23 protein-coding genes are annotated in these 22,995 nt (G+C 53.7%); 5 read left to right on the forward strand and 18 right to left on the reverse strand.

Annotated elements, in window-relative coordinates:
• Positions 1-8: 8 nt before the first annotated feature.
• The 9 genes from M6D89_RS08240 to M6D89_RS08280 all read right to left on the reverse strand — a co-directional run bounded on the left by M6D89_RS08240 (position 9) and on the right by M6D89_RS08280 (position 10,510).
• The gene (locus M6D89_RS08240) at positions 9-1,121 is read right to left on the reverse strand and encodes an HlyD family secretion protein (RefSeq protein ID WP_253967533.1); all 1,113 of its coding nucleotides are present in this window, start codon (positions 1,119-1,121) and stop codon (positions 9-11) included.
• Complete coding sequence (locus tag M6D89_RS08245) at positions 1,118-2,689, reverse strand: efflux transporter outer membrane subunit (protein ID WP_253967534.1); 1,572 nt, start codon at positions 2,687-2,689, stop codon at positions 1,118-1,120. Before M6D89_RS08245 ends, M6D89_RS08240 begins: the two co-directional genes overlap by 4 nt.
• Positions 2,655-3,740, reverse strand: a complete 1,086-nt coding sequence (locus M6D89_RS08250) for an AI-2E family transporter (protein WP_253967535.1) — start codon at positions 3,738-3,740, stop codon at positions 2,655-2,657. The genes M6D89_RS08245 and M6D89_RS08250 overlap by 35 nt, the downstream gene beginning before the upstream one ends.
• A gap of 249 nt (positions 3,741-3,989) precedes the next feature.
• On the reverse strand, positions 3,990-4,718 hold the full coding sequence (locus tag M6D89_RS08255) for a hypothetical protein (protein ID WP_253967536.1): 729 nt from the start codon (positions 4,716-4,718) through the stop codon (positions 3,990-3,992).
• 356 nt (positions 4,719-5,074) lie between these two features.
• Complete coding sequence (locus M6D89_RS08260; RefSeq protein WP_253967537.1) at positions 5,075-6,040, reverse strand: class 1 fructose-bisphosphatase; 966 nt, start codon at positions 6,038-6,040, stop codon at positions 5,075-5,077.
• Between the two features lie 39 nt (positions 6,041-6,079).
• Positions 6,080-6,844 carry a triose-phosphate isomerase gene (tpiA, locus tag M6D89_RS08265; protein WP_253967538.1) on the reverse strand — a complete coding sequence of 255 codons (765 nt, stop codon included), beginning with the start codon at positions 6,842-6,844 and terminating at the stop codon, positions 6,080-6,082.
• A 292-nt stretch (positions 6,845-7,136) separates the two neighbouring features.
• Positions 7,137-7,832, reverse strand: coding sequence for a LytR/AlgR family response regulator transcription factor (locus M6D89_RS08270; protein ID WP_253967539.1), 696 nt, complete (start codon positions 7,830-7,832; stop codon positions 7,137-7,139).
• On the reverse strand, positions 7,823-8,893 hold the full coding sequence (locus tag M6D89_RS08275; RefSeq protein WP_253967540.1) for a sensor histidine kinase: 1,071 nt from the start codon (positions 8,891-8,893) through the stop codon (positions 7,823-7,825). The genes M6D89_RS08270 and M6D89_RS08275 overlap by 10 nt, the downstream gene beginning before the upstream one ends.
• Positions 8,894-8,896: 3 nt before the next feature.
• Positions 8,897-10,510, reverse strand: a complete 1,614-nt coding sequence (locus tag M6D89_RS08280; protein ID WP_253967541.1) for a serine hydrolase domain-containing protein — start codon at positions 10,508-10,510, stop codon at positions 8,897-8,899.
• Positions 10,511-10,681: 171 nt separating this feature from the next.
• Here M6D89_RS08280 and M6D89_RS08285 point away from each other — a divergent pair, with 171 nt between their 5' ends.
• Positions 10,682-11,215: a YgjV family protein gene (locus M6D89_RS08285; protein WP_253967542.1), complete on the forward strand. Its 534-nt coding sequence runs from the start codon at positions 10,682-10,684 to the stop codon at positions 11,213-11,215.
• Between the two features lie 4 nt (positions 11,216-11,219).
• Positions 11,220-11,765 carry a methyltransferase family protein gene (locus tag M6D89_RS08290; protein ID WP_253967543.1) on the forward strand — a complete coding sequence of 182 codons (546 nt, stop codon included), beginning with the start codon at positions 11,220-11,222 and terminating at the stop codon, positions 11,763-11,765.
• 33 nt (positions 11,766-11,798) lie between these two features.
• On the opposite strand, the gene M6D89_RS08295 is transcribed toward M6D89_RS08290, so the two are convergent.
• The 3 genes from M6D89_RS08295 to pbpG form a co-directional block, all read right to left on the reverse strand.
• Entirely contained in the window at positions 11,799-13,130 is a 1,332-nt protein-coding gene (locus M6D89_RS08295) for a GGDEF domain-containing protein (protein WP_253967544.1), read from the reverse strand.
• A gap of 164 nt (positions 13,131-13,294) precedes the next feature.
• Complete coding sequence (locus M6D89_RS08300) at positions 13,295-14,455, reverse strand: glycoside hydrolase family 5 protein (RefSeq protein WP_253967545.1); 1,161 nt, start codon at positions 14,453-14,455, stop codon at positions 13,295-13,297.
• Positions 14,456-14,665: 210 nt separating this feature from the next.
• Positions 14,666-15,595 carry a D-alanyl-D-alanine endopeptidase gene (gene pbpG / locus M6D89_RS08305; protein WP_253967546.1) on the reverse strand — a complete coding sequence of 310 codons (930 nt, stop codon included), beginning with the start codon at positions 15,593-15,595 and terminating at the stop codon, positions 14,666-14,668.
• A gap of 188 nt (positions 15,596-15,783) precedes the next feature.
• Here pbpG and M6D89_RS08310 point away from each other — a divergent pair, with 188 nt between their 5' ends.
• Positions 15,784-16,230: a DUF2780 domain-containing protein gene (locus tag M6D89_RS08310; RefSeq protein ID WP_253967547.1), complete on the forward strand. Its 447-nt coding sequence runs from the start codon at positions 15,784-15,786 to the stop codon at positions 16,228-16,230.
• A 40-nt stretch (positions 16,231-16,270) separates the two neighbouring features.
• Here the strand turns inward: M6D89_RS08310 and M6D89_RS08315 are convergent, their stop codons facing one another.
• From M6D89_RS08315 to M6D89_RS08330, 4 genes are all read right to left on the reverse strand, one after another.
• The gene (locus tag M6D89_RS08315) at positions 16,271-16,756 is read right to left on the reverse strand and encodes an OmpA family protein (protein ID WP_253967548.1); all 486 of its coding nucleotides are present in this window, start codon (positions 16,754-16,756) and stop codon (positions 16,271-16,273) included.
• Positions 16,757-16,910: 154 nt separating this feature from the next.
• Complete coding sequence (locus M6D89_RS08320) at positions 16,911-17,267, reverse strand: PA4575 family protein (RefSeq protein WP_253967549.1); 357 nt, start codon at positions 17,265-17,267, stop codon at positions 16,911-16,913.
• Between the two features lie 21 nt (positions 17,268-17,288).
• Positions 17,289-18,305: an alpha/beta hydrolase gene (locus tag M6D89_RS08325; RefSeq protein WP_253967550.1), complete on the reverse strand. Its 1,017-nt coding sequence runs from the start codon at positions 18,303-18,305 to the stop codon at positions 17,289-17,291.
• An 87-nt stretch (positions 18,306-18,392) separates the two neighbouring features.
• Positions 18,393-19,280 carry a LysR family transcriptional regulator gene (locus M6D89_RS08330; RefSeq protein WP_253967551.1) on the reverse strand — a complete coding sequence of 296 codons (888 nt, stop codon included), beginning with the start codon at positions 19,278-19,280 and terminating at the stop codon, positions 18,393-18,395.
• 178 nt (positions 19,281-19,458) lie between these two features.
• Between M6D89_RS08330 and M6D89_RS08335 the strand changes: the two genes are divergently transcribed.
• Positions 19,459-20,454 (forward strand): hypothetical protein, encoded by a 996-nt coding sequence (locus M6D89_RS08335; protein WP_253967552.1) that lies wholly within the window; start codon positions 19,459-19,461, stop codon positions 20,452-20,454.
• Positions 20,455-20,657: 203 nt separating this feature from the next.
• On the forward strand, positions 20,658-21,434 hold the full coding sequence (locus M6D89_RS08340; protein WP_253967553.1) for an intradiol ring-cleavage dioxygenase: 777 nt from the start codon (positions 20,658-20,660) through the stop codon (positions 21,432-21,434).
• 460 nt (positions 21,435-21,894) lie between these two features.
• Here the strand turns inward: M6D89_RS08340 and M6D89_RS08345 are convergent, their stop codons facing one another.
• Together M6D89_RS08345 and M6D89_RS08350 are read right to left on the reverse strand one after the other, a co-directional pair.
• Complete coding sequence (locus M6D89_RS08345; protein WP_253967554.1) at positions 21,895-22,377, reverse strand: protease complex subunit PrcB family protein; 483 nt, start codon at positions 22,375-22,377, stop codon at positions 21,895-21,897.
• 67 nt (positions 22,378-22,444) lie between these two features.
• Positions 22,445-22,972: a disulfide bond formation protein B gene (locus M6D89_RS08350; protein WP_253967555.1), complete on the reverse strand. Its 528-nt coding sequence runs from the start codon at positions 22,970-22,972 to the stop codon at positions 22,445-22,447.
• Positions 22,973-22,995 lie beyond the last annotated feature (23 nt).

Genomic DNA, 22,995 nt, shown 5'->3' on the forward strand with positions numbered 1-22,995 from the left:
ACGCCCGATTAATACGCAAAAGACAGCAAGCTAAGCAGGCGAATGTACAACTTGCCCAGCAACCCCAAAAATCCGTGCCCCTCGGTGTAGGCAATAACCGACGCCTGCCCACCAATACGCAACTGCTTAATGGCATCGGCTGAAAGCGAGCCGTCAAACTCGACCTGCACCGGAAAGCGCTGAGCCTGGCGCAGCCAGTCGCGATTGTTCTGCACACTGGGCAGAGCACCGGCGTGGGTGGGTTGCCCGGCACTAATGCCTACCCCAATACTGCGAATGCGCCCTTTTAGTACCCGCCCGGGCATTGAATCCAATAGAATTTCTACCTTAGTGCCGGGCGTTAAATGGCCCAGATTGTTTTCGGTGAAATCGGCGTTAATCCAGACATCTTCAATCGCGACTAACGTAAGTACCGGGTTACCAGTGCCGGCAAACTGCCCCACTTCGGCGCGCAGGTCGGTGACCACGCCACCGGCTTCAGCGGTTACGGTGGTGTTGTTTAAATCCAGAGTGGCTTTGTCGACCGCCGTTTGCGCGGTTTGCAATAACGTATTCGATTCTGCCGAGTCGCCGCCTTTTTGTTCAATGGCGCGCTGAATATCGGCGCGCGCGGCTGCGACCTGGGCTTTGGCTTGCTCCAGACTCGCCTCGGACATTTCCAAGCGGCGCGCGGAAATGGTGCCGGGATCAGTCTCGCGCAGACGTTTTAAACGCTTATAGTCTTGCTCGGCTTTTAACTGGCCCGCCTCGGCGGCACGCAAACCGGCGCGCGCTTTTTCTACCCCGGCATCGCCCGCAGCCACCTGGTTTTGGGTATTGTTTAAATTCGATTGCGCCTGCTGCAGGGCTATTCGGTACTGCGACTGATCAATGGCAAACAGCTTTTGCCCGGCTTCGACGCGTTCATTGTTGCTCACCCAGACATCGGTAAGCACCCCGGCCACTTTGGGCGCCACGCCCACCACGTAACCCTGCACCCGCGCCTGCGAGGTATAGGGGGTAAATCGATCGGCCAGTAAATGCCACACCAGTAGCAAGATCACCACGGCTAAAAAAATCAGCGCGCCGCGCGACACTGCTTTAGCACTGCTGGACTGATCGGAAGAAGCGGGCTGGTTCATTGTGTATGTCCTTGTTCGGGTTCGGGCGGTTGGGCCAGCGAGTCTTGCAGCAAATCGCCCCAATCGGTGCGCTGCTCCATAGTCTCGCGCATTGCGTCGGGAATTAGGGTTTCGATACTGGCCTCTTGCCAGCCGCCACCCAAGGCCTGATACAAATTGATAATGGCCGCGATATGATCGCCGCGATTACTGACCGCGCGGTCGGCCTGACGAAAGGTGCTGGCCTGGGCGTCGAGCACGCGTTGAAAGTCCGAGTAACCTTCCTGGTAACGCCGCGAAGCAATGGCCAACGAGCGCTGGGACGCGTTGAGGGCGTCGTCCAAAATTTGCTGGCTCGCCTGGGTTTGTGCCACCCGGCTGGCGGCATCGTCAATTTCACGGGCAGCGTTTAAAACACTCGCGCGGTAGGCTTCCAGAGCCTGCTGTAAGCGGGCATCCTGAATGCGGACATTATTTTTAATGCGCCCATAATTAAAAATATTCCAGCTTAACGAGGGGCCAGCGGCCACGCTGATCACATCGTCGACAATATCAATGTCGTTACCGGACCAACCCACGGTGCCAAACAGCGACAGCGACGGATATAAATCCGCCTGGGCAATGCCTATTTGCGCCGACTGAGCCGCCGCCTGCCAGGCAGCGGCACGCACATCGGGGCGCCGCAGAATAAGCTGGGCCGGAATACCCGCCACCGAATGGGCATCTACCTGGGGTAGAGTGCTGTCAATGTTGTCCAGCTCGGGCAGATCGCCGGGCGCACGGTTGAGCAGTGCACTCAGAGCATTGCGCTGTTGCTGCAACGCCAGCCGCAAGCCGGGAATAGTCGCCTTGGTGGATAAATACTGGGATTTGGCTTGCTGTAAATCCAGCTCGGAGTCCTGTCCCTCGCTGAACAGCTGTTCGGTTATGTCGTAGCTGCGCTCTTGCAGGGTTAGATTATTCTGCGCAATTTCAATGCGCTGCATAGTGGCCTTAATACCATAGTAAAGGCTAGCCACCTGAGCGGCGAGTAAAACCTGAGCATCGCGCTGGTTGGTTATTGACGCAAAATAAGCGGCGTCGGCCGACTCCACCCCGCGGCGGAAGCGCCCCCAAAAATCCATTTCCCAGCCAATATTAAACGCCGCCTGGCTGGTGGTGAAATCGCGGTACTCACCGCCACCGCGTTTTTTCCCCGCGTAAGCGCCCTGGGCAGTCAGCTGCTGAACCTGGGGGTATTGCGCCCCACTGGCCACGCCCGCCAAAGCCCGACTTTCGAGGATACGCAAACCGGCGATTTTCAGGCCCGGACTTTCGGTCCGCGCTTTAACAATCAAATCATTCAGCACCGGATCGTTAAAGCGCGTCCACCACTGGCTTAAATCCGCATTCACCGAGCTGCCGGTGGGTGACGGGTAAAGCTCGGGCTGCCACTGGGCCAGCCAGTCGACCTGGGGTTCTTTGTAGTCAGGGCCCAAGGGGGCGCAGGCGCTTAGGGTTAGCAAAGCACCTGCGGCAAGCGCACAGGCGTTAAAGCGCCCGCAGCGCAAAAAGTTAATCACTGACTGTGTTTGATTCTGGCTCGACACTGTGCCCCTCGTTAACCCAGGCCATAAACACTTGATAGCTGACCGCTAAAATTACGGCCCCAATAAACAAACCAATTAGGCCACTGACAAACATACCGCCCAGCGCTCCCAGCAAAATCACCGGCATAGGTGCGGCAACGCCACGCCCTAACAACATGGGTTTTAGGACATTGTCCGCCAGACCACTGACAATTAAATAGAGGGTTAGCAGAATGTTGGCGATAAGGCCGCCATCACCCGCCATCCACAGCCAGGCGACCACCGGAATCACGAATATGGCGGCGGGCAACTGAATGATTCCGCACACCAAGACTGCCAACGCCAAAAGGCCCGCAGCGGGTATACCCGCAAGCATAAAGCCCACCCCCAGCAACAGCGCCTGAATAAAGGCGACGCCAATAACCCCAACTGCTACCGAGCGCACGGTGGCCACGCTAAGCACATGCAATTCTGCACCGATTGTAGGGCCGCAGATGCGATTAAAAATTTTACCCGTGGTAGCACCGCCTGGGCGCGAGTACGCCAGCATGATACCCGCCACAATAAAGGCTGCTAAAAATGCCAGCGAAGTCGTCAAGACGCCACCTAAAATCGACATCGCCTTGTGGGCATATTCGCGAATTTGGGCTTCGTACTGCACCACAAAACCGCGCAAATTTTCTGAAGCGGCGCGCCAGGCAGCGTCCAATTTTTCCCCCACGACAGGCCAGCCTACGACGTTGTCGGGCGGCTCGGCGATCTGCAAGGTTCCGCTCACCGCCTGCTGGTAAAGATTGTGCAAATGATCCATAAAAGACATGGTCAGCATTACCGTCGGAGCGCCGATCACCAGAACGATACCCAACACCAAAAGTGTGGCGGCGCGGCCTTCACGGCCGCCCACTCTGGGCAAAATTTTGCTGTAAACGGGAAACAGGGCAATGGCCAAAATCATGCCCCAGAGCAATAGCGCCAGAAAAGGCTGCAAAACAGCAATTGCCAAATACGCCATAAAAACAATAAGCCCCAGGCGGATGGCTGTATCAATCAGCGGGGGAGAAGAGGGTTTCATAGAAATTTTACATCCGTATTTGAGTGATTAAGGGTCCTTTATGCCAAGGCGGCACTGAAGACTTGTATGATAACCGGCGAAGGCCGCTTAGCGGAAGCGGCGAGCGCTACTTACTCTAAAGCGGTAAAGCATAGACCAGTTGGGCGGCAGTCGCTATCGCGTTACTGCTATGAAATAAAACGGAAGCTATGTGGACTGCGGTGAGAAAAGCAACAACCCCGGACATTAACCCGGGGCTGTCATGTTGGGTTACTCGGGGTGAACAACTTCCACGGCCACCATGCTGCTTATGGTGGCCACCAGGGCATCGCCCACTTGCGCGGCCTTTAAATTTGCGGGGTTGCGGGCGACAAATTCACGCACCTGACCTTCGACGTTGCGCAGCTTGAAGGTGTTATCTTCAAGGTCTATGGCCTCAACCATAAACACGCGCACCTGGGTTTTACCCGCCAACATGCCAGGCAATTGCCCCTGCTCGGCGCGCTCGGCAATTTCCAGCAGTCCTTCACCGGCATCTAAACCTTCACCGTCAATCAACTCCAGAGTCAACTGTTCGGTGTAGGCCGCCAGAACCTCATCGCCCTTTTGCACCTGATCTAGGTTTTGCACCTGCTCACCGATGACCAGCGTCATTTCCTGATCGGCGGTGGCCAAGGTAACCTCGCGGCTTTCTTGATCAATGGAAACCACCGTAGCGCTTAGCTCGGCCTCTTCGGTCAGCACAATAAAGGGCTTTTCACCATAGGCGGCATCCATTTCAGCCTCGGCTTCTTCCATCTCGGCTTCGACTTCGGCGGCGGCTTGGGCCACGGCGGCTTCAGCCTCTTCGACCGCTTGCGCGGTGGGCTCGACCACTTCTTTTTCCACAGTCTCTTGTGCCTGTTCAACACTGGAGGTTTCGTTTTGTTCGCTACAGGCGGTTAAAACGCCCAGGGCAAGAAGGGTGGCAATACTGGTGGCAGTGCGTAATGACTTCATACAATCCTCTCCGATGGATAACAGTGAGCCCGGTAAGCTCGGTCACGACTGAGTATAAAGAGATTACTCATGCAAGAAAAGCGACAGCCAGAGGCTAGCGCGATAAGCACAAAAACTGAGAAACGGTCATCATCCTTGCCCGCGGGGCGAGGCCGCCACCCTGAGCAAGACGAACTCCCGCGCAGGGCGAAACCCGTGAATCTAAGGAGCCCGCTCCAGACGGATTAAGATGCACACAGTGAGTAGGACTAGCAGCAACTGTGTTCTAAGTCGTCGTGGGCTAGTAAGGCACAGAGCGATTATCGCCTTTAAACTGCGAGCAACCAATCGGCGGCACCCGGCCCTACCTCAACGCCTTAACTCAGGGCCTGAAAAGCCTGAACTTCGGCCCCTGAGCCTAAAATCACCGGCACCCGCTGGTGCAGGCTCTCAGGGTCGACATCTAAAATGGCCTGCTCCCCAACGACAGCGCTGCCACCGGCCTGCTCGACCAACATCGCCATAGGATTGGCCTCGTACAACAATCGCAATTTGCCGTTGTGAACCTTACTTTGCGTATTAGCCGGATACAAAAAGATTCCGCCGCGCATTAGCACCCGGTGCACGTCGCCCACCATGGCGCCGTTCCAACGCATATTAAAGTCTTTGCCCCGGGGGCCGTCCGCGCCCGCCTGCAAATTCGCAATATACCCCTGAACCACAGGCGACCAATGACGCTGATTGGCCATATTGATCGCAAACTCATTGCATTCGGGCGCAATACGCAACTCGGCTTCGGTTAACTGGTACTTCTGCTGGTCGGGCACAAGGGTGTATAAACGCGAGGGGCCGCCCGTAGTTAACGCCATTTGCGTGGACGGACCGTAAAGCATGTAGCCGGCGCACACTTGCTTGCGACCGGGCTGGGCAAACTGGGCATCGCTGTCGCAGGCGACGTCATCGCGAGCGGGATAGACGGTAAATATAGTGCCAATTTGGCCATTGATATCAATATTGGACGAACCGTCCAACGGATCAAACGCCACAATATAGGCACCACCGTGATTGGCGCCAACAACATCATCCTCTTCTTCAGAGGCAACCGCTCGCACCTGAGGCAGACGAAGCAAGGCCTCTTTAAGCAGGTCATTGGCAATCACATCCAGCTTTTTCTGGGTTTCGCCCTGAACGTTTTGTTCGCCGGCACTGCCCAGCACTCCGGCGAGTGCCCCTAAACGCACCTTGGCCGAAATACTCTGGCTTACCTCAGCCAGGGTTTGCACCAGCTGGGCCAGCTCACTGGGCACCTTGTCGTCGGCCAATTGTTGGGCTAAATCAGTCACTACTTTTATCCTTATCTTTGCGGGTTTAAACCCTATAACTTACGCGGGCACAGCGTCGTTGGCAATGGCGCAAATTTGCGCAAAGTGCTCGGGGTCCAAACTGGCGCCCCCTACCAGCAAACCATCCACGTGGGGTTTGGCCAACAGCTCGGCGGCGTTATCTTTTTTCACGCTGCCACCGTATAAGATTTGTACCGAATCGGCAGCCTCGGTACCTAAAATGGCGATTAACTCCTGGTGGATATACTCGTGTACCTCCTGCACCTGTTCGGCAGTCGCCGCCTTACCGGTACCAATCGCCCAAATTGGCTCGTAGGCAACACACAGGCGCTTACCACTTAGCTCTAATCCGGGCAGCGCTTGGTGCAGCTGACGGTAGAGAATATCGTGGGTTAGTCCCAACTCGTGCTGCTGATTATTTTCCCCCACACACAGAATAGGCATAACCCCGGCAGCCAGAGCGCGTTCAATTTTGGTGTGACAGGAAGCATCGTTTTCCAGAAACATCTGGCGGCGTTCGGAGTGGCCGATCAGGCAAAAGTCGGCCCCCACCTCTTTAAGCATTTGCGCCGAAGTTTCGCCGGTAAAAGCGCCCGAGGCGAATTTACTGACATTCTGACTGCCCACCATGATTTTGGAGTTGCGCAAAAAGCTGACCATATCGCTGATATACACATAGGGTGGCGCAATACCAATTTCCGCCTTAAAGCTTTGATTTAAAAATGACGCCACCGAGGTACAGATTAGATCGGTGCCCCCATTTAACTTCCAGTTCGCTACCACGAGCGGAGCGCGTTTTTTCATCGAGCAGGTTCCTCAGTTCTTTATTGTCAAACCACAAAACAAAATTGGGCTTACCAATTTATTCTATATTATTTTATTGGCCTATCCAAACCAATTTTAAATCTGTGCCGCATGATAGGGCAAAATTGGTCGACAATCAGGTACTTTTAGCCAGAAAAGCACCACTTTCTATTAAAAACAGGATTAATATTTCCGGTGCCAGTGATTTTCGCGAGGGATTACAAAGCGTTCGCCCGTCAACACCCACGAAACCGATTACAGTATTTATCACACAATTTGGTCTTACCAATAGTCAAAGGGACCACAGCCTTCGAAACTGAGCCGCCTGACGCTTAGAAATGGCTACCTCAAGGCCGTTACCCAAGGTCACCGCAAACCCACCGCTTACAGCGGGATCAATAGTCGTGATATAGGCCGTGTTGATTACCCAACTGCGGCTGGCACGAAAAAACTGATCCTCGGCCAAGCGTTCAGCAATGGCACTGATGGGCCGGTAGACACAGGGGCTCGCACTGGCCAGATGCACTTTGGTGTAATTCCCCATAGCCTCAAAGGCGAAGACTTCGGCCAGGCTAACAAAAAAACAGCGTTCGCCGTCTTTAATGAAGATACGCTGATGGGTGGATAGTGGGCGTGCCTCGGGCGCATTTTGTACCTTACTTAACGCAGCGCGCAGCCGTTCTTGGCGCACGGGTTTGAGCAAGTAGTCCAGAGCGTTAACCTCAAACGAGCGCACGGCAAACTCATCAAAAGCCGTTACAAAAATAACCGCAGGAACGTTAGACACCTGCTGCAAAACATCAAAACCAGTACCGTCGGGTAAATCAATATCCAACAGCAAAAGGTCAACAGCTTCGCGCGCCAATAAATCCACAGCCTCGGCAACACTGGCCGCCTCTAAAATCGTATGCGGGTCGGTTATATCAACTAATTGCTGCTTTAATTCCAGACGTGCCAAACGACTGTCATCCACAATCGCTATGCGCATTGAGACGGGTCCTGTTCAATGGGCAAGGATAATCTTACCTGAACGCTATCAGTGCCCTGCCCTCCTGTGCGTTGAAAATTTAACCAGGCTGATTTCGGTGGATACATAAGCGCTAAGCGTTTTTCAATATTGCGCAAACCGATCCCAGGCTCAGCATCGACATTATCGCTATTTTGCGAGGGACAGGGGTTTTGCAATTCAATCATTAATGTCGCGCCCTGTAATGCCACGTTCAAATAAACGGTTCCGCCCTTTTCCAGCTTACTGATGCCGTGCTTGATGGCGTTTTCTACACAAAGTTGCAGCAACATACGCGGAATTAATAAAGTGTTGGCCTCGGGGTCTACCTTCGCTTGGAATATCAGTCGCTCTTCAAAATGTAGCTGACACAGCGCGATGTATTCTTGTACCACATCCAACTCTTCGCCCAGACTGACCTTACTGTTGTTATCCCGCTGTAAATTATAGCGCAGCATGTCGGCCAATTGCGCCAAAGCCTCGCGGGCTTTGGCGGGGTCGTCCAAAATCATGGCACGGATATTATTGAGAACGTTAAATAAAAAGTGAGGGCTTAGCTGTTGGACCAGTACATCCATTTGGCTGGAGGCAAGCGCCTGGTTGCTGTCGCGAAGCTGACGAGCTTTCACAATGGTGAGGTAACAGGCGCTCCATAACAGCAAGGCGGTAATCATATTGATCGCGTTGCCCCAAAACACCATTTTAAAAACCAAGGCCTCCTGCCCCGGTGCAACCGGATCGGTAATACCCGCCTTTGCCAGCGCGAGGACAAAAGCGACCAGGGCGAGGCCTGCCGCCATACCCCCCAGCAGCGACTGCAATGCCAGATAGAGCATTTGCCAATAAATGGCACGCTCTTTCAACCAGCGCTTGAAGCCTGCGCGCATCAAATGTGAAAAGCCCGCCGCCGCGCCAATCAGAACTGCGCCGTACAAATACTCAAACGGAGTAAAAAAGGGCCTAAAAGAAATCGCGAAGGTGAGGCCAATGTATAAAGCAAGCCAACCAACCGCCTGATAAATCGGATAAAAAATACTGTTCATAAATCAGTTAAACATAGGCTCAAGATTTTTTTGACTCAAGGCAATTGACTGATTGTTTAACAGCACCATTGCTCGCGAACCGTCCAGATAAAATCCGATGACACTGCTAAACCCCGCGGTCATCCCGCCGTGCCAGGCATAGTCGCGCCCTTTGGAGTCCTGCTCTATCATCCAGCCCAGCGGGTGCGGGCAACACTCACCGAGGGTCTGCGCGGGGTTGAGCATGGTGGCCAGCAGCGGACTATCATCGCAGGCAAGCTTGAGCATTGCCTGCAAGTATTTCACCATATCATCCAAATTAGAGATCACCGCGCCGGCACCTGCCAAAGCATCAAAATGCCAGGGCGCGACCGGTTCATCCATCACATTGTATCCCTGGGCTAACCTGGGCTTATCACGCTGTGCACTTAGGGCCACATAGGTGTTGCTCATACCCAGAGGAGCAAATACCCGGCCCTGGAGCAATTGTTCAAAACTGACTTTTTCTTCGCGGGCCAGAGCCTGACCTAAAACACCATAGCCAAAATTGGAATACAGATACCCTTCCCGATTAAGGCTGACGTTTTGCAAGGCACTTTGCAGCAGCTGATCATCATAAAGAGCATAGGGGTCGGTAAAAGATTCGGCACTGGAAAGCATATTTTCAGGAAGACGGGGCAAGCCACTGTGGTGGCTCGCCAAATCAACCAATGTTATTGGGTCTTTGACCTCTGGCCAGTAATCGCCAACTTGACTGGCGGGGGTGATCCGACCGTCACGTAACATTTGCGCGAGGGTATAGGCCACCATGGTTTTGGTGTTAGAGCCAATCTCGTACAGGGTATCGGCATTGTGATCGGCAAAAAACTCGGTGTCGACATGATCGCGGGTAATCACGGCCTGCGCGCCGCCGTGCTTACCCGCCTGTGGCTTTGGGATGGCGGACTGCGCCTCCTCGCCCGGCTTTTCTTTGCGTAAGTTAAGGGGCCGCTCCAAGCCCTGCACAAACGTGCCGCGGTAGGCACCGTCTTTAAAATCGCCCTTGTAGCTCGCGTGAATCATGGGCGATTCAAAGCTTACACGATTTTGATCAATATTCAGGTTGGTCAAAGGGATGGTGTAAGACTGCTGGGCTGGGCTGTCCAACGTGCCTACAAAGCCCTCGGGTAGCACGGCAACATTGAGCACCAGCGGCAAGCTGGCACTGCCGTCAATGACCAAATCTCCGGTATAGCGCCCCTCTAATGCCATTCTTTCACGATCACTCGCACCCAGCTTTTGTAAGCTAATAGGAACCGCTTTGCCTTGCTTAAAAGTGCCGTGCAACTGACCATTTTTTAGTTGACCGCGAAAGCTGGCATTGAGCTCTTTTTTACTAAAGCTGACCTCGGTGCCCGCTAAACGATACTCGGTGGGCGCCATGTCGTAGCTACCCTGATTGGGACTGTCCAGAGTGATGTGACCATTATTGATATTGACCCCAAGCGCCAAATGCACGCCCTGAGGAAACTCCAGCAAGCCGCGCCAGCTACCGTTCAGCTCGGAGGCATAGTCATCGGTTTGCGCCTGAACACTGGCACATGCAAAAACGCCAAGGCCGATCAATATTAAACTCTTTTTAAGTAATGCGTTCATCATCTATCTCCTTGATTTCATCCCGTTCAGAGTAACGTGTCTGGGCCTTATATTGAGCGACTCTATGTCCAGCGGGCGCTGCGCGTGTTGAACGGCTAGCGCACATGACGGGTTTCTGGTAAGGTTCGCCGCTTTTTTGACCACCTCCAATTGCGGGTAGTGCGCCGATTCCCTATGACCTTTCCGGAACTGAATATCGCCCAAGCGGTGGGCTTTGTCAGCTTTTTATTGGGCATTGCCTGTTTTTATCAGCGCGATGACCGCCACCTTAAACGGGTGATGGTGGCCATGAACCTCAATCACGCCCTGCACTTCGCGCTTTTGGGCGCGACCACAGCCGTTTTGAGCGCCCTGCTTTCGCTCGTTCGCACCTCTCTGGCGCTGCATACCAGCTCGCGTGTGGTCGCCTATGCTTTTATCGGCATCACCCTGGGCTGGGGGCTATACTTGGCCGACGCCTGGTACGACCTGTTCCCCATTATCGGCAGCTGTATTGGCACCTACACGGTGTTTTGCTTGCGCGGTATCGCCATGCGGTTTGGTTTTTTACTGGGCGCCTGCTGCTGGCTAACCAACAATATTATTGTGGGCTCGATTGGCTTAACGCTATTGGAGATGACTTTGATTGCGGTCAATCTTAACACCATCCGGCGTCTGTACCGCGAACGAGCGCTCGCCCAAAAGCTGGAGCATGGGTGCAGTGACTGAGTCCATGGCTACACCACTCTTACTGTTTGGTTTACTGAGCTTGCCTTTGATCGGTTTGTGTTGGCGCCAACTGAGCAACCCCCGTTGCCACGGCTTTTATCGTTTTTTTGCCTTTGAGACTTTACTGGCATTGGCACTGCTTAACCTGCACCCCCAAAATATCCAACTGTTCACCCCCCTGGGTATTGCCGCCGGTTTTTGTATGAGCGGCTCACTGGCCATGGTTTTAGTGGGGTTAAAACAATTGCAACAAGGCGGACGCGACGAGCGCCAAAAGCCGGAAAACTTTGCTTTTGAGAACACCCGTATACTCGTGACCTGGGGCATCTACCGCTATATTCGCCACCCGATGTACTCATCGCTTTTACTGTTAGGCGTGGGAATATTCTTGCAGGGCGTCGGGCTCGTTTCCTCAGCTTTGCTGCTGGTGTTAGTGATTTTTGTGGGGTTGACCGTGCGGGTGGAAGAGGCCGAGAATCTCGCGTTCTTTGGTGACAGCTACCGCGATTACAAACGCCGCAGCAAAATATTGATTCCGGGAGTGCTTTAGCAGGCCGTTTTTCTGGCAAGCATTAACTGCGCATCACCCATTCGCGAGCTTGGGCGGGGCGGTAGCATCAGCCGATACCACCCGGTTACGGCCCGAGGCTTTTGCTTGGTAGAGCGCATCATCGGCCTGGCGGAACAGCTCATCCAAATTGTTATCGCTCAGGGTAGAGACACCAAAGCTCGCGGTAATATGCACCGCACCACCAACCAAGGTGTTCGCTAAGCGACCGCGAAGATTTTCGGCCACCGACTGCGCCTGCAGCAACTCGGTGTTAGGGCAAATCACAATAAACTCTTCCCCGCCCCAACGGGCCACCAAATCCGTTTGTCGTACGCTATGGGTAAAGGTTTCGGCAACCACCTGTAGGACTTTGTCGCCCATATCGTGGCCGTGTTTATCGTTGATGGTTTTAAAGTGGTCAATGTCCACCATAATCAACGACAAGGGAGTGCGCTTGGCCCGCCAGTCGTTCAAGCTGCGGTAAAGCACTTCGCGCACCCCCAGGCGATTTGCTACACCGGTTAGAGCGTCAGTTTTGGCCAACTCTTCAAATTTTCGATTTTTAACATTGAGTAGGCCGTTAATCTTTTGTAGCTCAGACTGATAGCGAGCGTGTCGCTGCAATTGCAGATTAAGCGTCACCACGCGTATCAATAACACCAGTACAATGGCTGCACTCCAGATAACCACCAAGGCTCGGTACAGTGTTGACTGCCGAACAATAGGACCACTCCAAGAAATACTCTCTAGCTCAAAGCGATGCTCGCCAGAGCGCACATCAGAACCGGTTTGTATTTCAATAAACAACACATCATTAAAATCGGGGTGGGACAGCGCCATGGGGATGCTTTTAGAAGTGATCCACCAATCGGCCACCGAAAAATCTTTGAGTCTGAAGGTATAAGCCCCTCTGTTGAGGCTGTCGACATCCAACTCAGCGCCATTGTATTTTGTCGTGGTTAAATCACCGACTACGTAGTAGTGAGGGTGGCGATTACGCAAGTACAAACGCACGCCGTTAGCGCTCCCCTCATAACGCAAGTTAAGTGTCATAGATTCGTAGATCGATAAATCCAATCCCTTGCCATCGGGTCCGACTAACGCAATTTGAAAACTGCAAAACGGGTCTTCAAATCCCGCGCGCAAACTGCACTCCCATGCATTGGCCTTTTCGAGCATAGTCGCGCGACTGTTGCCACCAATGACCGCATCGCTAAACACCGCGGTTTGAAACTCAGATAAAGGCAATTGATACTCACGAGTAATCCACTGCTTCGGCATCATCAAAATCGCCACTGACAAAATCGCCAGTAACGCCAGCCCAAGGTCGGTCGGTGATAAATAGTCGCGCAGCTTAGATGCCATTCAGCGGAAGCCTTTGGTGAATACCCTTTGTTGATTTGAGCTTAGCTTAAACAACTCGCATTATAATGGATAATGCGCCACCCTCTTTATACGTTTTAACTATAAGTTTCATGTGTGGGGTTTACTTGGTTATAAAGCGCCCCGACCCACAGGGCGCTTGAGTATTAATCCCTAAGCTCGGTAAGGGTTTTCTTAAAGAAAGCGCCCTGCTCGGAGGGGGTAAAATCCCAGTCGTTGATTAGGGTGGGTGACCAATCGGGGTCAAACACCCAGGCGGTCCAGCCGATGTCCCGCGCCTCCATAAACTCCACCACGCGGGGGCCGTAGGTACCCTCGTTATGAATAACCGGCACATGGGCGCCATAGCCGTCTTCTTTTACCCAACCCAGCTCGGTGGCAAGCACCGGGTAGCTATCGGCGACAAAACCCCACTGCTGCTGCCAGGCATCAAAGTAGTCTTGCTTGGTATCCTGCGCGGGCTTGGCCTTTTGCGGATAGGGATGAATGGCATAGGCAATGCCCTCGCGGCGCACGGGCTGGTCGGGAATAAAGCTTAGATCGTAGGCCCAGTTAAAACCGCTGACCAGGGGGATAATGTTTTGATCGTAGACGTGTACCAAATCAATCAGCTCTTCATGAATGGCACGCAACCCTTCCCAGCTGGCTTTACCCAGGGACTCGGCGCCATTGCCAATAAAATCGTGGGTGGGCTCGTTATACAGCTCATACACGGCCATGGTGGGCACCCCGCGATAGCGCAAGGCCACCTGCTGCCAGAATTTGCGGGTTTCATCCATGGTGGTTTCGTACATAGGGTGCTGGTATAGATTGGCCTGGATATTACCAATCAGGTGCCAGTCGAGAATAATGTACAGCTCGTGCTGGTTGGCCCAGCGCACGGCTTCATCCAGGCGGGCAAAGTACCAGTCTTGCCCTTGCCGCCGCCACGCCATGGGGTGAATGGGAATGCGCACGGCATTGGCACCCCAGTCGGCCACTTCGGCAAATAGGCGCTCGGACCACTGGTCGTCGTAGTCCAGTTTGGCCGGGTCGGCAATATTCACGCCGCGCAGATTTACAGTGTCACCCGCCGGGTTGACGATTTTATTGCCCTGCACACTTAGCAAGGCCTGCGGTTTACTCAGGCTATCGGCATCAAACGCCGTGGGATAGGGGATATTCCAAAACTCGGCCTCGGATACCTGGGCATCGGTAAAGCCGTGGTTTTGATCCAGGCTTTTATCACTGGGGTTAGAGGTCTGGCTGGCGCAGGCCACCAGCAAGCAGGAGCATATCCCTGCAAGGGTCATCTTAGATAGTGTCATGGTCTCGTCCGTTTTTTTATTGTCTGTGTGTGACGGCAATGGGCGTGCCGCCGCCAGATCGAATATAGGTAAGATTCCCCTGGGCCGCAAGCGGGACTTGCTTCGAGCGATAGAGTCGCCCCCAGCGCCCCGCATCCTACAACCTGGCAATCATAGTTGCCGGGGTAATAGGGCGCGGGCACTAACTGGGCGAGAAATATGGTCGTTTGCTTATTGTACCGAGGTGCTGTCGCTGATTTGTTCTGCCTCGGCGGTTACCTGAATAGCGGCTAAATTTTCTGCGGTATCCTGCTCGTAGCGTTTGGCCGCCGCGGCTATGCGGCTGACTGTACCATCGGTAATCCAGCGCTTAGCCCGCCCGGCATCGCCCAACGGGGTGCGCTTGCCAAAGGAATTTAGGAACACCATCGCCGTTGGCTCGCCCTCGATTTCGGTCACCATCACCAGACAGCGGCCGGCGTCGGACAGATAACCGGTTTTGCTCAGTTGCACATCCCAGCGACTGCTGCGCACCAGAGGGTTGGTGTTAGCGTAGTAAAGCGAATAGCCGGGTCGGGTGAACCAGACGTCCTTTTTAGCGCTGGTGGAAGCCTCGCGAATGCGGGGATATTGATAGGCCGCCTGCAGCATTTTCAGCAGATCATCGGCGCTGGAAACATTGTCGCTGGATAAACCGCTGGAGTCGACAAACCGGGTATCGGTCATCCCCAGCTCGCGGGCCTTGGCGTTCATGGCGGCAATAAAGGCATCGTAACCGTCGGGGTGATGCCGGGCCAGTAAATAAGCCGCGTAGTTTTCGGATGACATTAAAGCGATATCCAATAAATCGCCCCGCCGGGCCGCCGACCCCGGACGTATGCGCGAATAGGCGTTGGCGGCAGCGGGAAAGTGGCGATCTTCGACACTGACCCGCTCATCGAGCGACGCCTTAGAATCCAAAACGACCATCGCGGTCATCACTTTAGTGACCGAGGCAATGGGCATGACCCAATCGGCCCGCTTACTGTAGGCGACAGAGTCGCCCGACAGGGGCGCCACCTTGGCACTCACCGAGGCCAATTCAAGCTCCGAGGCCCAGCCCCCCAGCGACACACCCAATAAAAACACGGCAGTAACAATTTTGACGATTCGGTTGCTCATAATGCTTACAGTGACTCAGCTCATAAAAGCGACAGGTTAACATGATTAATCCGCCAATTCCGGCTCTGACGCACACCCCGCGCTTGCCCAACCCGGACCCAGCCCGCAAAATAGTCGCGCGGGCAACGGCTGCTCCTACCGGGACACCACAACTTAACGCCCCACCCCTCACTTAATGGAGTATGAGTATGAATAAATTATTAATCGCCGCCCTGACCCTGTTTTTTGCCGTATCGGCACACGGGTTTGATTTAAACGACGTCGATAAAGCCCTGGGCTCGAATTCCGAGTCGGCCATGCCCAGCGGGCTTGTAAACAACCTGACCGAATCTTTAGGGGTTAGCTCGGATCAGGCCGCGGGCGGTACTTCGGCCCTGTTGGCTCTGGCGGCGAATCAGTTGTCGGGCGAGAATGCCGCGGCGCTGGGCGATATTCTTCCCACCGGCGGCAGCGGCGGCTTAAGCTCGCAGCTGATCGGCCAGATCACCAGTATGGATAGCGTAAAGTCGGTGTTTAATACTCTGGGCATGGACCCGACCATGGTGAATCAGTTTGCACCGATTGTGCTGGATTATGTGGGCAATAATGGCGGTAAAGAACTGCTGGGCTCGCTGAGCTCTCTGTGGGGCCAATAGAAACACCGGGGCTGCACTCGCGGCCCCGCTTGCGATAAAACTAGCGACTGACAGTCTGAGGTTGGGCCGATGCACTGGCGGGCGTAAAAGTCACTTCCACCCGACGGTTCTGAGCCCGCCCCGACTCTTCATCATTACTGGCCACAGGCTGGGATTCGCCCAAGCCATCAACTTGCCACTGGGTGGCCCCAGCGCGCTGCATTTGCAAATATTCCACCACACTCTCAGCGCGCTGACGGGATAGCGTCTGGTTGTACCACTCGGGCCCTTGCGCGTCGGTGTGACCTTTGACCCCGGCGGTATATTCCACGCCCAGTTCTCTCGCGTCGTCGATCACCCCCAACAACTGAGTCTTAGCCAGCGGCTGCAAGTCGGCGGAATCAAACTCAAAGTGCACGGCAACTATTTGCGGACCCAGTTCTGCCGAAGAGTCCGACGCCGGCTCGGTTGTATCGGGTTCCGCCTGAGCAAAAGGAACGACACAGGCGAGAAAAAAACACCAAACGATAGGTTTACATTTTGCCATTACACACTCCTCAATTATTTTACCCATTGAGCAATGCGAAGCCTGTGCCAACCGATAAAAGCCTCAGAGCAAGGGTAAACAGGCTTACCAATCGGACAATAGAAGCAGGGACCGAGTAAAGTTTACGCCCAGGTGTAAATTTGTCCGGCGCGGACTACCAATCCAAAAACACATCTTTAGGATCGAAACGATAATCCACCGCCGAATCGGATTTGATATGGCGCATGGCGTTAATATCGCGCTGAGCCCGCAGCGACCACATGGGATGCTCATCGCTTAAGTATTCATATCCCTGGTTCTGTAACTGCCGCGCCACAGCCCGGCGCGCGCCTATGGCTTGCTCCAGCCGCTGGTAGGGCCCTTGCAGGCTACTTTTGTCGGGCTGCGGGCCACTGCCGGCGTAGGCCAGCAGCGTGGCAATGTCGTCGTCATCGCGGCGCAGGTGAAGCTCCACCCGCCGCTCCCGATACTGTAAAACCAATGGGTCAGGGGTGTCGGGGATATCGGACATTAAACGAGCCCTCGTCTGGCGTTACAGATGCTCTTGCAGAAACGGCAAGATGTCTTGTTTTAGCACAGGCACGGCATGGGTATCAAAGCAGCTGCCCAAGACTTCGATACAGCCGGTATCCATATAAGCGTGATTATTCCCTTTATAGATTTTAAGGCTCGCACTTTGCCCGGCGGCCTGTAGCTTATCGACATAGGCCTTTACCGCTTCGGGTGGTGTGGTGGTGTCCACGCTACCCACGTGATGGAATTGCGGCGGTAAACGGTACTCATCGCTTGGGGGAATATTGTAAAGCGGCGAGACGGCGCGGTAGTGCTCGGGGTGGTCGTCGGGATTAACCTCGTCGCCAAAAATACCGCGGGCCTCGGCGTTGGCAAATTGCCAAAACATATTTTGCGATGATTCAAATCCATTTTGCGCGGCGGCATACAAATCAAAGGCGCCGTAACTCACCACCGCCGCCTGTACTTTTAAGCCATCGGCCGCGGCCACCTGTTCGGCGGTTTTACCCTCGGGCAACCAAGTGGGGTTAAAACCCAAACTGTCACCGGCAAAACCGTCGCTTTCCAGGTTGCGCCCGGCGGCTAAGATCATACTGGTTAAATGCCCGCCTGCACTGTCGCCGGTAATGGCAACACGATTGGGGTCACCACCATAGTTGCCAATATGCGCTTTTACCCACAGCAAGCCGCCGAATACGTCTTCGACGATTTCATTCATGGTGGTGGTATTGCCATTATCCGGCAGCAGGCGATAGTTCATATTCGCGACCACATAACCGCCGTGTTCGGCCAAATACTGGCTCATGGCGTCCATCACGCTTTCGTCATTAACCAGCCAGCCACCGCCGTGGTAAATCACCACCACCGGCCGGCTCTCGGCATCGGTTTTAGGGGTATAGATATCCAGTTTTAATGAGCGATCGCCAGCGACAGCCCACTCAATATCATCGTGCTTTTCAACCGAATAAGTGTCGCCATAAACCAGTGTGCTACAACTTAGCAGTATGGCGGTTAACAGATAAAAACGGTTTTTCATGGCAAACTCCTGAGCGCGTTATTATGTTTGTGAATGGCTTTTACCATAGCGAGGCGATCGATCTCTCGCCAGAATTTTTGCACCTCTTTACCCGTCTTGCTGGTTTGCCATCTGCATAAAAGCCGCCACATAATCGGTGTTTTTATCGGCCTCGCGAACGCCCAGGTAAATATGCTTGGCCACGCCGTCGCGCCCCAGGCTTATGGGTACTATCGGTAGATTCTCGGCATATTCCTCTACCAACCAGCGCGGCAAAGCCGCCACCCCGCGCCCGGCAGCCACGGTATGCAGCATAATATCGGTGGTTTCAATGGTTTTGTGGCGTCTGGGGGCCAAGCCCGCCGGCATTAAGAAGTGGCTGTAAACGTCCAGCCGCTCCAAAGGCACAGGGTAGGAAATCAATACTTCATCAACCAGCTGTTCGGGTAGCACATAATTATTCGCTGCCAGGGGGTGCTCGGCGCCAACCACCAACACCTGCTCGTAGGCAAATACCGGGGTAAAGGACACACCGGGCTTGTGCAGCGGATCGGGGGTGACCAGCAGATCGATATCATGGCCAAACAGCGCCGCCATACCGCCAAACTGAAACTGCTGTTTAACATCCACATCCACCCCAGGCCAGGCTTTTAAGTAAGGGCCCACTATCTTTAATAGCCACTGATAACAAGGGTGACACTCCATACCGATACGCAGGGCGCCCCGCTCCCCCGCTGCCATTTGGCGCAACACCTGTTCGGCGTGTTCAAACTGGGGTAACAGGCGATTGGCCAGCGACAGCAGGTATTCACCAGCGGCGGTCAGACGCAGCCTGCGCCCCTCCTTCTCCCACAGCTCAATTCCCAGGCGCTGTTCCAGCTTTTTGACTGAGTGGCTCAGCGCCGACTGCGTCAGGTGCAAGCGCTCGGCCGCACCGGTTAAAGTCCCTTCGCGCTCAACCGCGCGCAGCAAAGCCAGGTGGTGTCGCTCTAACATTTCATGAACTCAGGTAATCATTTGATACCAATACTACCACTTTTGGTCATAATTCGTGGTCAGCTCATTAACTAGATTCTGCCAGATAGTCGTAGCTCCTTCGATCGGTGCAGCTAATACTAAACGAGTAACAATTGCCGTCTATACTTAGCGGCTCCGCTATTTATTCGAGGTGTTCGTGAGGTTTTCCGCCACTTTTTTTCTGCTTGCGACTGCAAGCTCACCTGTTCCCGCCGATTGGTCCATTGATCCTTCACTGATCGCCTTTGGCGATGTATACGCTATACCCGAGCACCATCTGGAGGCTGCTGATAATGATGCGGACTTGTGGCTGCGCAGGCTCTATTTAACCCTGGACTTAACACCCGCCGAGTTACCCGTTAGCCTTCGCTTGCGCAGTGAAACCAACGGCCCGGATCATATTGCCGAGGGCGATGACTTCAGCAACCAGTTAAAGGATGCCTACCTTGCATGGGACATCCATAGGCATCAGGTTATCTTCGGTAAACAGAGCGCGCTAACGTTCCAACGCATCGAATCATTTTGGCAATTCCGTTCGCTGGAGAAAACCGCGCCGGATTTACAGGGCATTACCAGCCGAATTTTTGGTCTGGGCGTTAATGGCCCGCTGTTTAGCGATAAGATTCGCTATGCGATTGCAACCTCTACCAGCGCCACCCTGGGTGTAGACCACGCCCAACAAGCCAAATACCAAGCATCGCTCGACGTAAAACTAACGGAGCGGCTATCGCTAGAACTGTATGCCGATGGGCTAAAAAGCGAGCATGAAACCCCCAGCGCCAATACCGAGCAAGTGTTTATTCGCTGGCAGGACGACAAAACCCGTATCGGTGCGCACTATACCCACCGCGACTCACGCGGCGGCAACAATACCCCCGGCGATGTCGAGCTCTTCTCAGTATTTGCCTCAACCTCGGCAACGCCCTGGCCACTCATTGCCCGTGTAGACCGCTTGCTTAAGCCCAGCGCGCGCGGCGAAAACATCGACTATATGCCGTTTTCTCCCGAGTCCAAGTCCACCCTGTATATTCTGGGAAGCGAGTACCGGCTCTCACCTGAATTTCGCTTACTGCCCAATATTGAGTATGTGGATTACGACGGGGATATAACGAGCGATTGGTATCTAAAACTCACACTGGAATTTTCCCTTTAAGGAAAGAACAGTTCGGGTTTAGCCTTGCCAGAGATCAAGACATTGTCGCTAACTAACGGCAAGACAACGGCCACACTGCTGACGAAAAACTCGGTATACGAATGTATCAAACTGTAAAGTTAGTACACGCACACGAACTTCACTCCGACTTTTGCCTCCAACTCCGCACTCTGGAATCGCCAACAATAAGTGGAGTGCATCCTATGCTTGTAAAACCGAAAACCGATTTAAACCTTACACAAACCAGCCGTCGTCACCTACTAATGGGATTAGGTGCAAGCCTGGCTGGTGCGGGGCTGGCCGGATGCGGCTCTGGCAGCAGTAACGACACGGGGGCCGCAAATGCAAGCAGCTCATCCAGTATAAGCACGGGGCAAGGCAGTTGTGTGCTAATTCCACAAGAAACTGAAGGCCCCTATCCACTGTCAGCAATCCTCAGCAACTCGGCTTATGTTCGCGGCACTATTCACGAAGACAAACCAGGCATTCCGCTCACGTTAAAATTTAATTTAGTAGACATCAATAACGGATGCGAAGCTTTTCCCTATGCGTCTATTTATGTCTGGCACTGCGACAAAGACGGGCTTTACTCCGGCTATTCTCAGCCGGGCGCCAATACCATCGGCGAAACTTTCTGCCGAGGCGTGCAAGACGTAAATCAAAACGGCGAAGTGACTTTCCACACCATTTTCCCCGGTTGGTATGCGGGGCGACTAACGCACATTCACTTTCAAGTATTTCTCTACAATGATACGGCCTCGGTCGCTACCGCCACCTCTCAACTGGCGTTTCCCGATGACGTAGTTGAAGCCGTTTATAACTCTGATCTCTATCGTGAGAAAGGACAAAACACGTCGGTGCGATCATACGCTGAAGACGGCATTTTTGCCGATGGCATTGAGAGCCAGCTTGTCAGCATCAACGGTTCGGTAAGCGATGGATACACTGCGACACTGACCATAGGCGTCGCAGTAAATTAGCGGCAATTGTATTGAAAGCCATAGCGAGCGGCCTATTCGCGGGCCGCTCGCATAATAACTCTTCGAGAGTTACATTGCCGCCTGACGGCTGGAGCAGTGCGAAAAAGAAAAAACCAATCGAAACCACACTTACCACCGCCAAACCATGGGCCATGGTCAAGCCCCACAGAACAGTGATATCGCTTGACGCATATTCTGCACTTCTAACATCCAGGGAAGCTGTCTAACGGCGCCCACTCGGGAAAGTTGGCACGAAAACCACAAGCACTGCCATGACCAATGCCGTACTCAACTTTAATTAAGTTCCAAGCTCCAAACTCCAAGTTTCAATGCCAAGACCAACATTCAAACCAAGCCCCGCCAACGCTCCCTCAACGCCAGCGCTTTAACCACAGCGCGACCACGCTTAACAAAAAGGTGGTTGGGAACGTACATAGCGACAGAGTACCTTTAACGTCCACTAATCGCAGCTGTTAACCACCTCACCCGAAAACTCTACCGGGGTATCGGAAGCCTCAATCGCGATAAAACAATAGGGGTAAGTGAGTGCGCCATCGGCGCCGCAGGTTTGCGGTTCGCCTTCGCGGTAGTTCACCTGAAGTTTCTCACCCCGGTCTTCGATGTTAATCACATCAATGCTGTGGCCGCTAGAGGACTTTACCCCAGCGTGAAGTACGACCACACGATGGGTTTCAAAGTTAACCTCGGGCGCCTCGTCTTGCGCGTTCAAATCGGTTGCCAAGTATCTTTCACGGTAGGCGTGGGGGTCAGTTAACACGTCAAAATAGGGTTCGGTATAGCTTGTATGCGAAGCCACCGCGGGGCAATCAAGTCGCGTAAAGTTTACCTCGGGCGATTCATCAGAACCGGAACCACACCCAACCAGCAATGCCAATAACAAACCACCGATTAAAAAATTGTACAAAGACCTTTTACGACTCATAAATCCCTTTCTCCATTCATTAAAAAATCCATCCAAGAATGCAACGGTAAAATTAAAACCTGAACGGTTAAATCTTCTTGTTAAAAACACTACCCACCAGAGCCAATAAAAACATCGCGAGCAATCCGGCGCTTACCAGGGCCAAACCATGGGCCATGGTCAAACCCAAAAACACTGGCGGCGTGGCCTGACACATATCCTGCACTTCGAACATCCAGGGCATCCAGGTATCCAGCGGCGCCCAGGTGGGGAAGTTGGCTTTAAAACCGCAGGCGCTGCCGTGGCCGATATTGTATTCGACTTTTATCAGGTTCCAGGTCTCCAGCGCCAGGCCCAGACTTAACCCCAAACCGGCCAGCGAGCTGATCACCCGCCCCCAATGCCTGCGGGTTAAGCCTAGCGCCAGTAGGCTTAACAAAAACAGTGCTGCCACCCAGACGCGCACATAAATGCAAAGCTCGCAGGGGTAATAGTGTTTGACATGCTGAAAATACAATGCCCCAGCCTCAAGGCCGAGCATTAGCAGCGCGACAGCGAGCCAAAACTTACGGCAGGCTGCCGCACTCAATAATCTGCTTACCAACCTTCTACTCATACTTTAGTATCCATTTATTTGAT

It is taken from the genome of Gilvimarinus xylanilyticus (assembly GCF_024195295.1).
Lineage (GTDB): Bacteria > Pseudomonadota > Gammaproteobacteria > Pseudomonadales > Cellvibrionaceae > Gilvimarinus > Gilvimarinus xylanilyticus.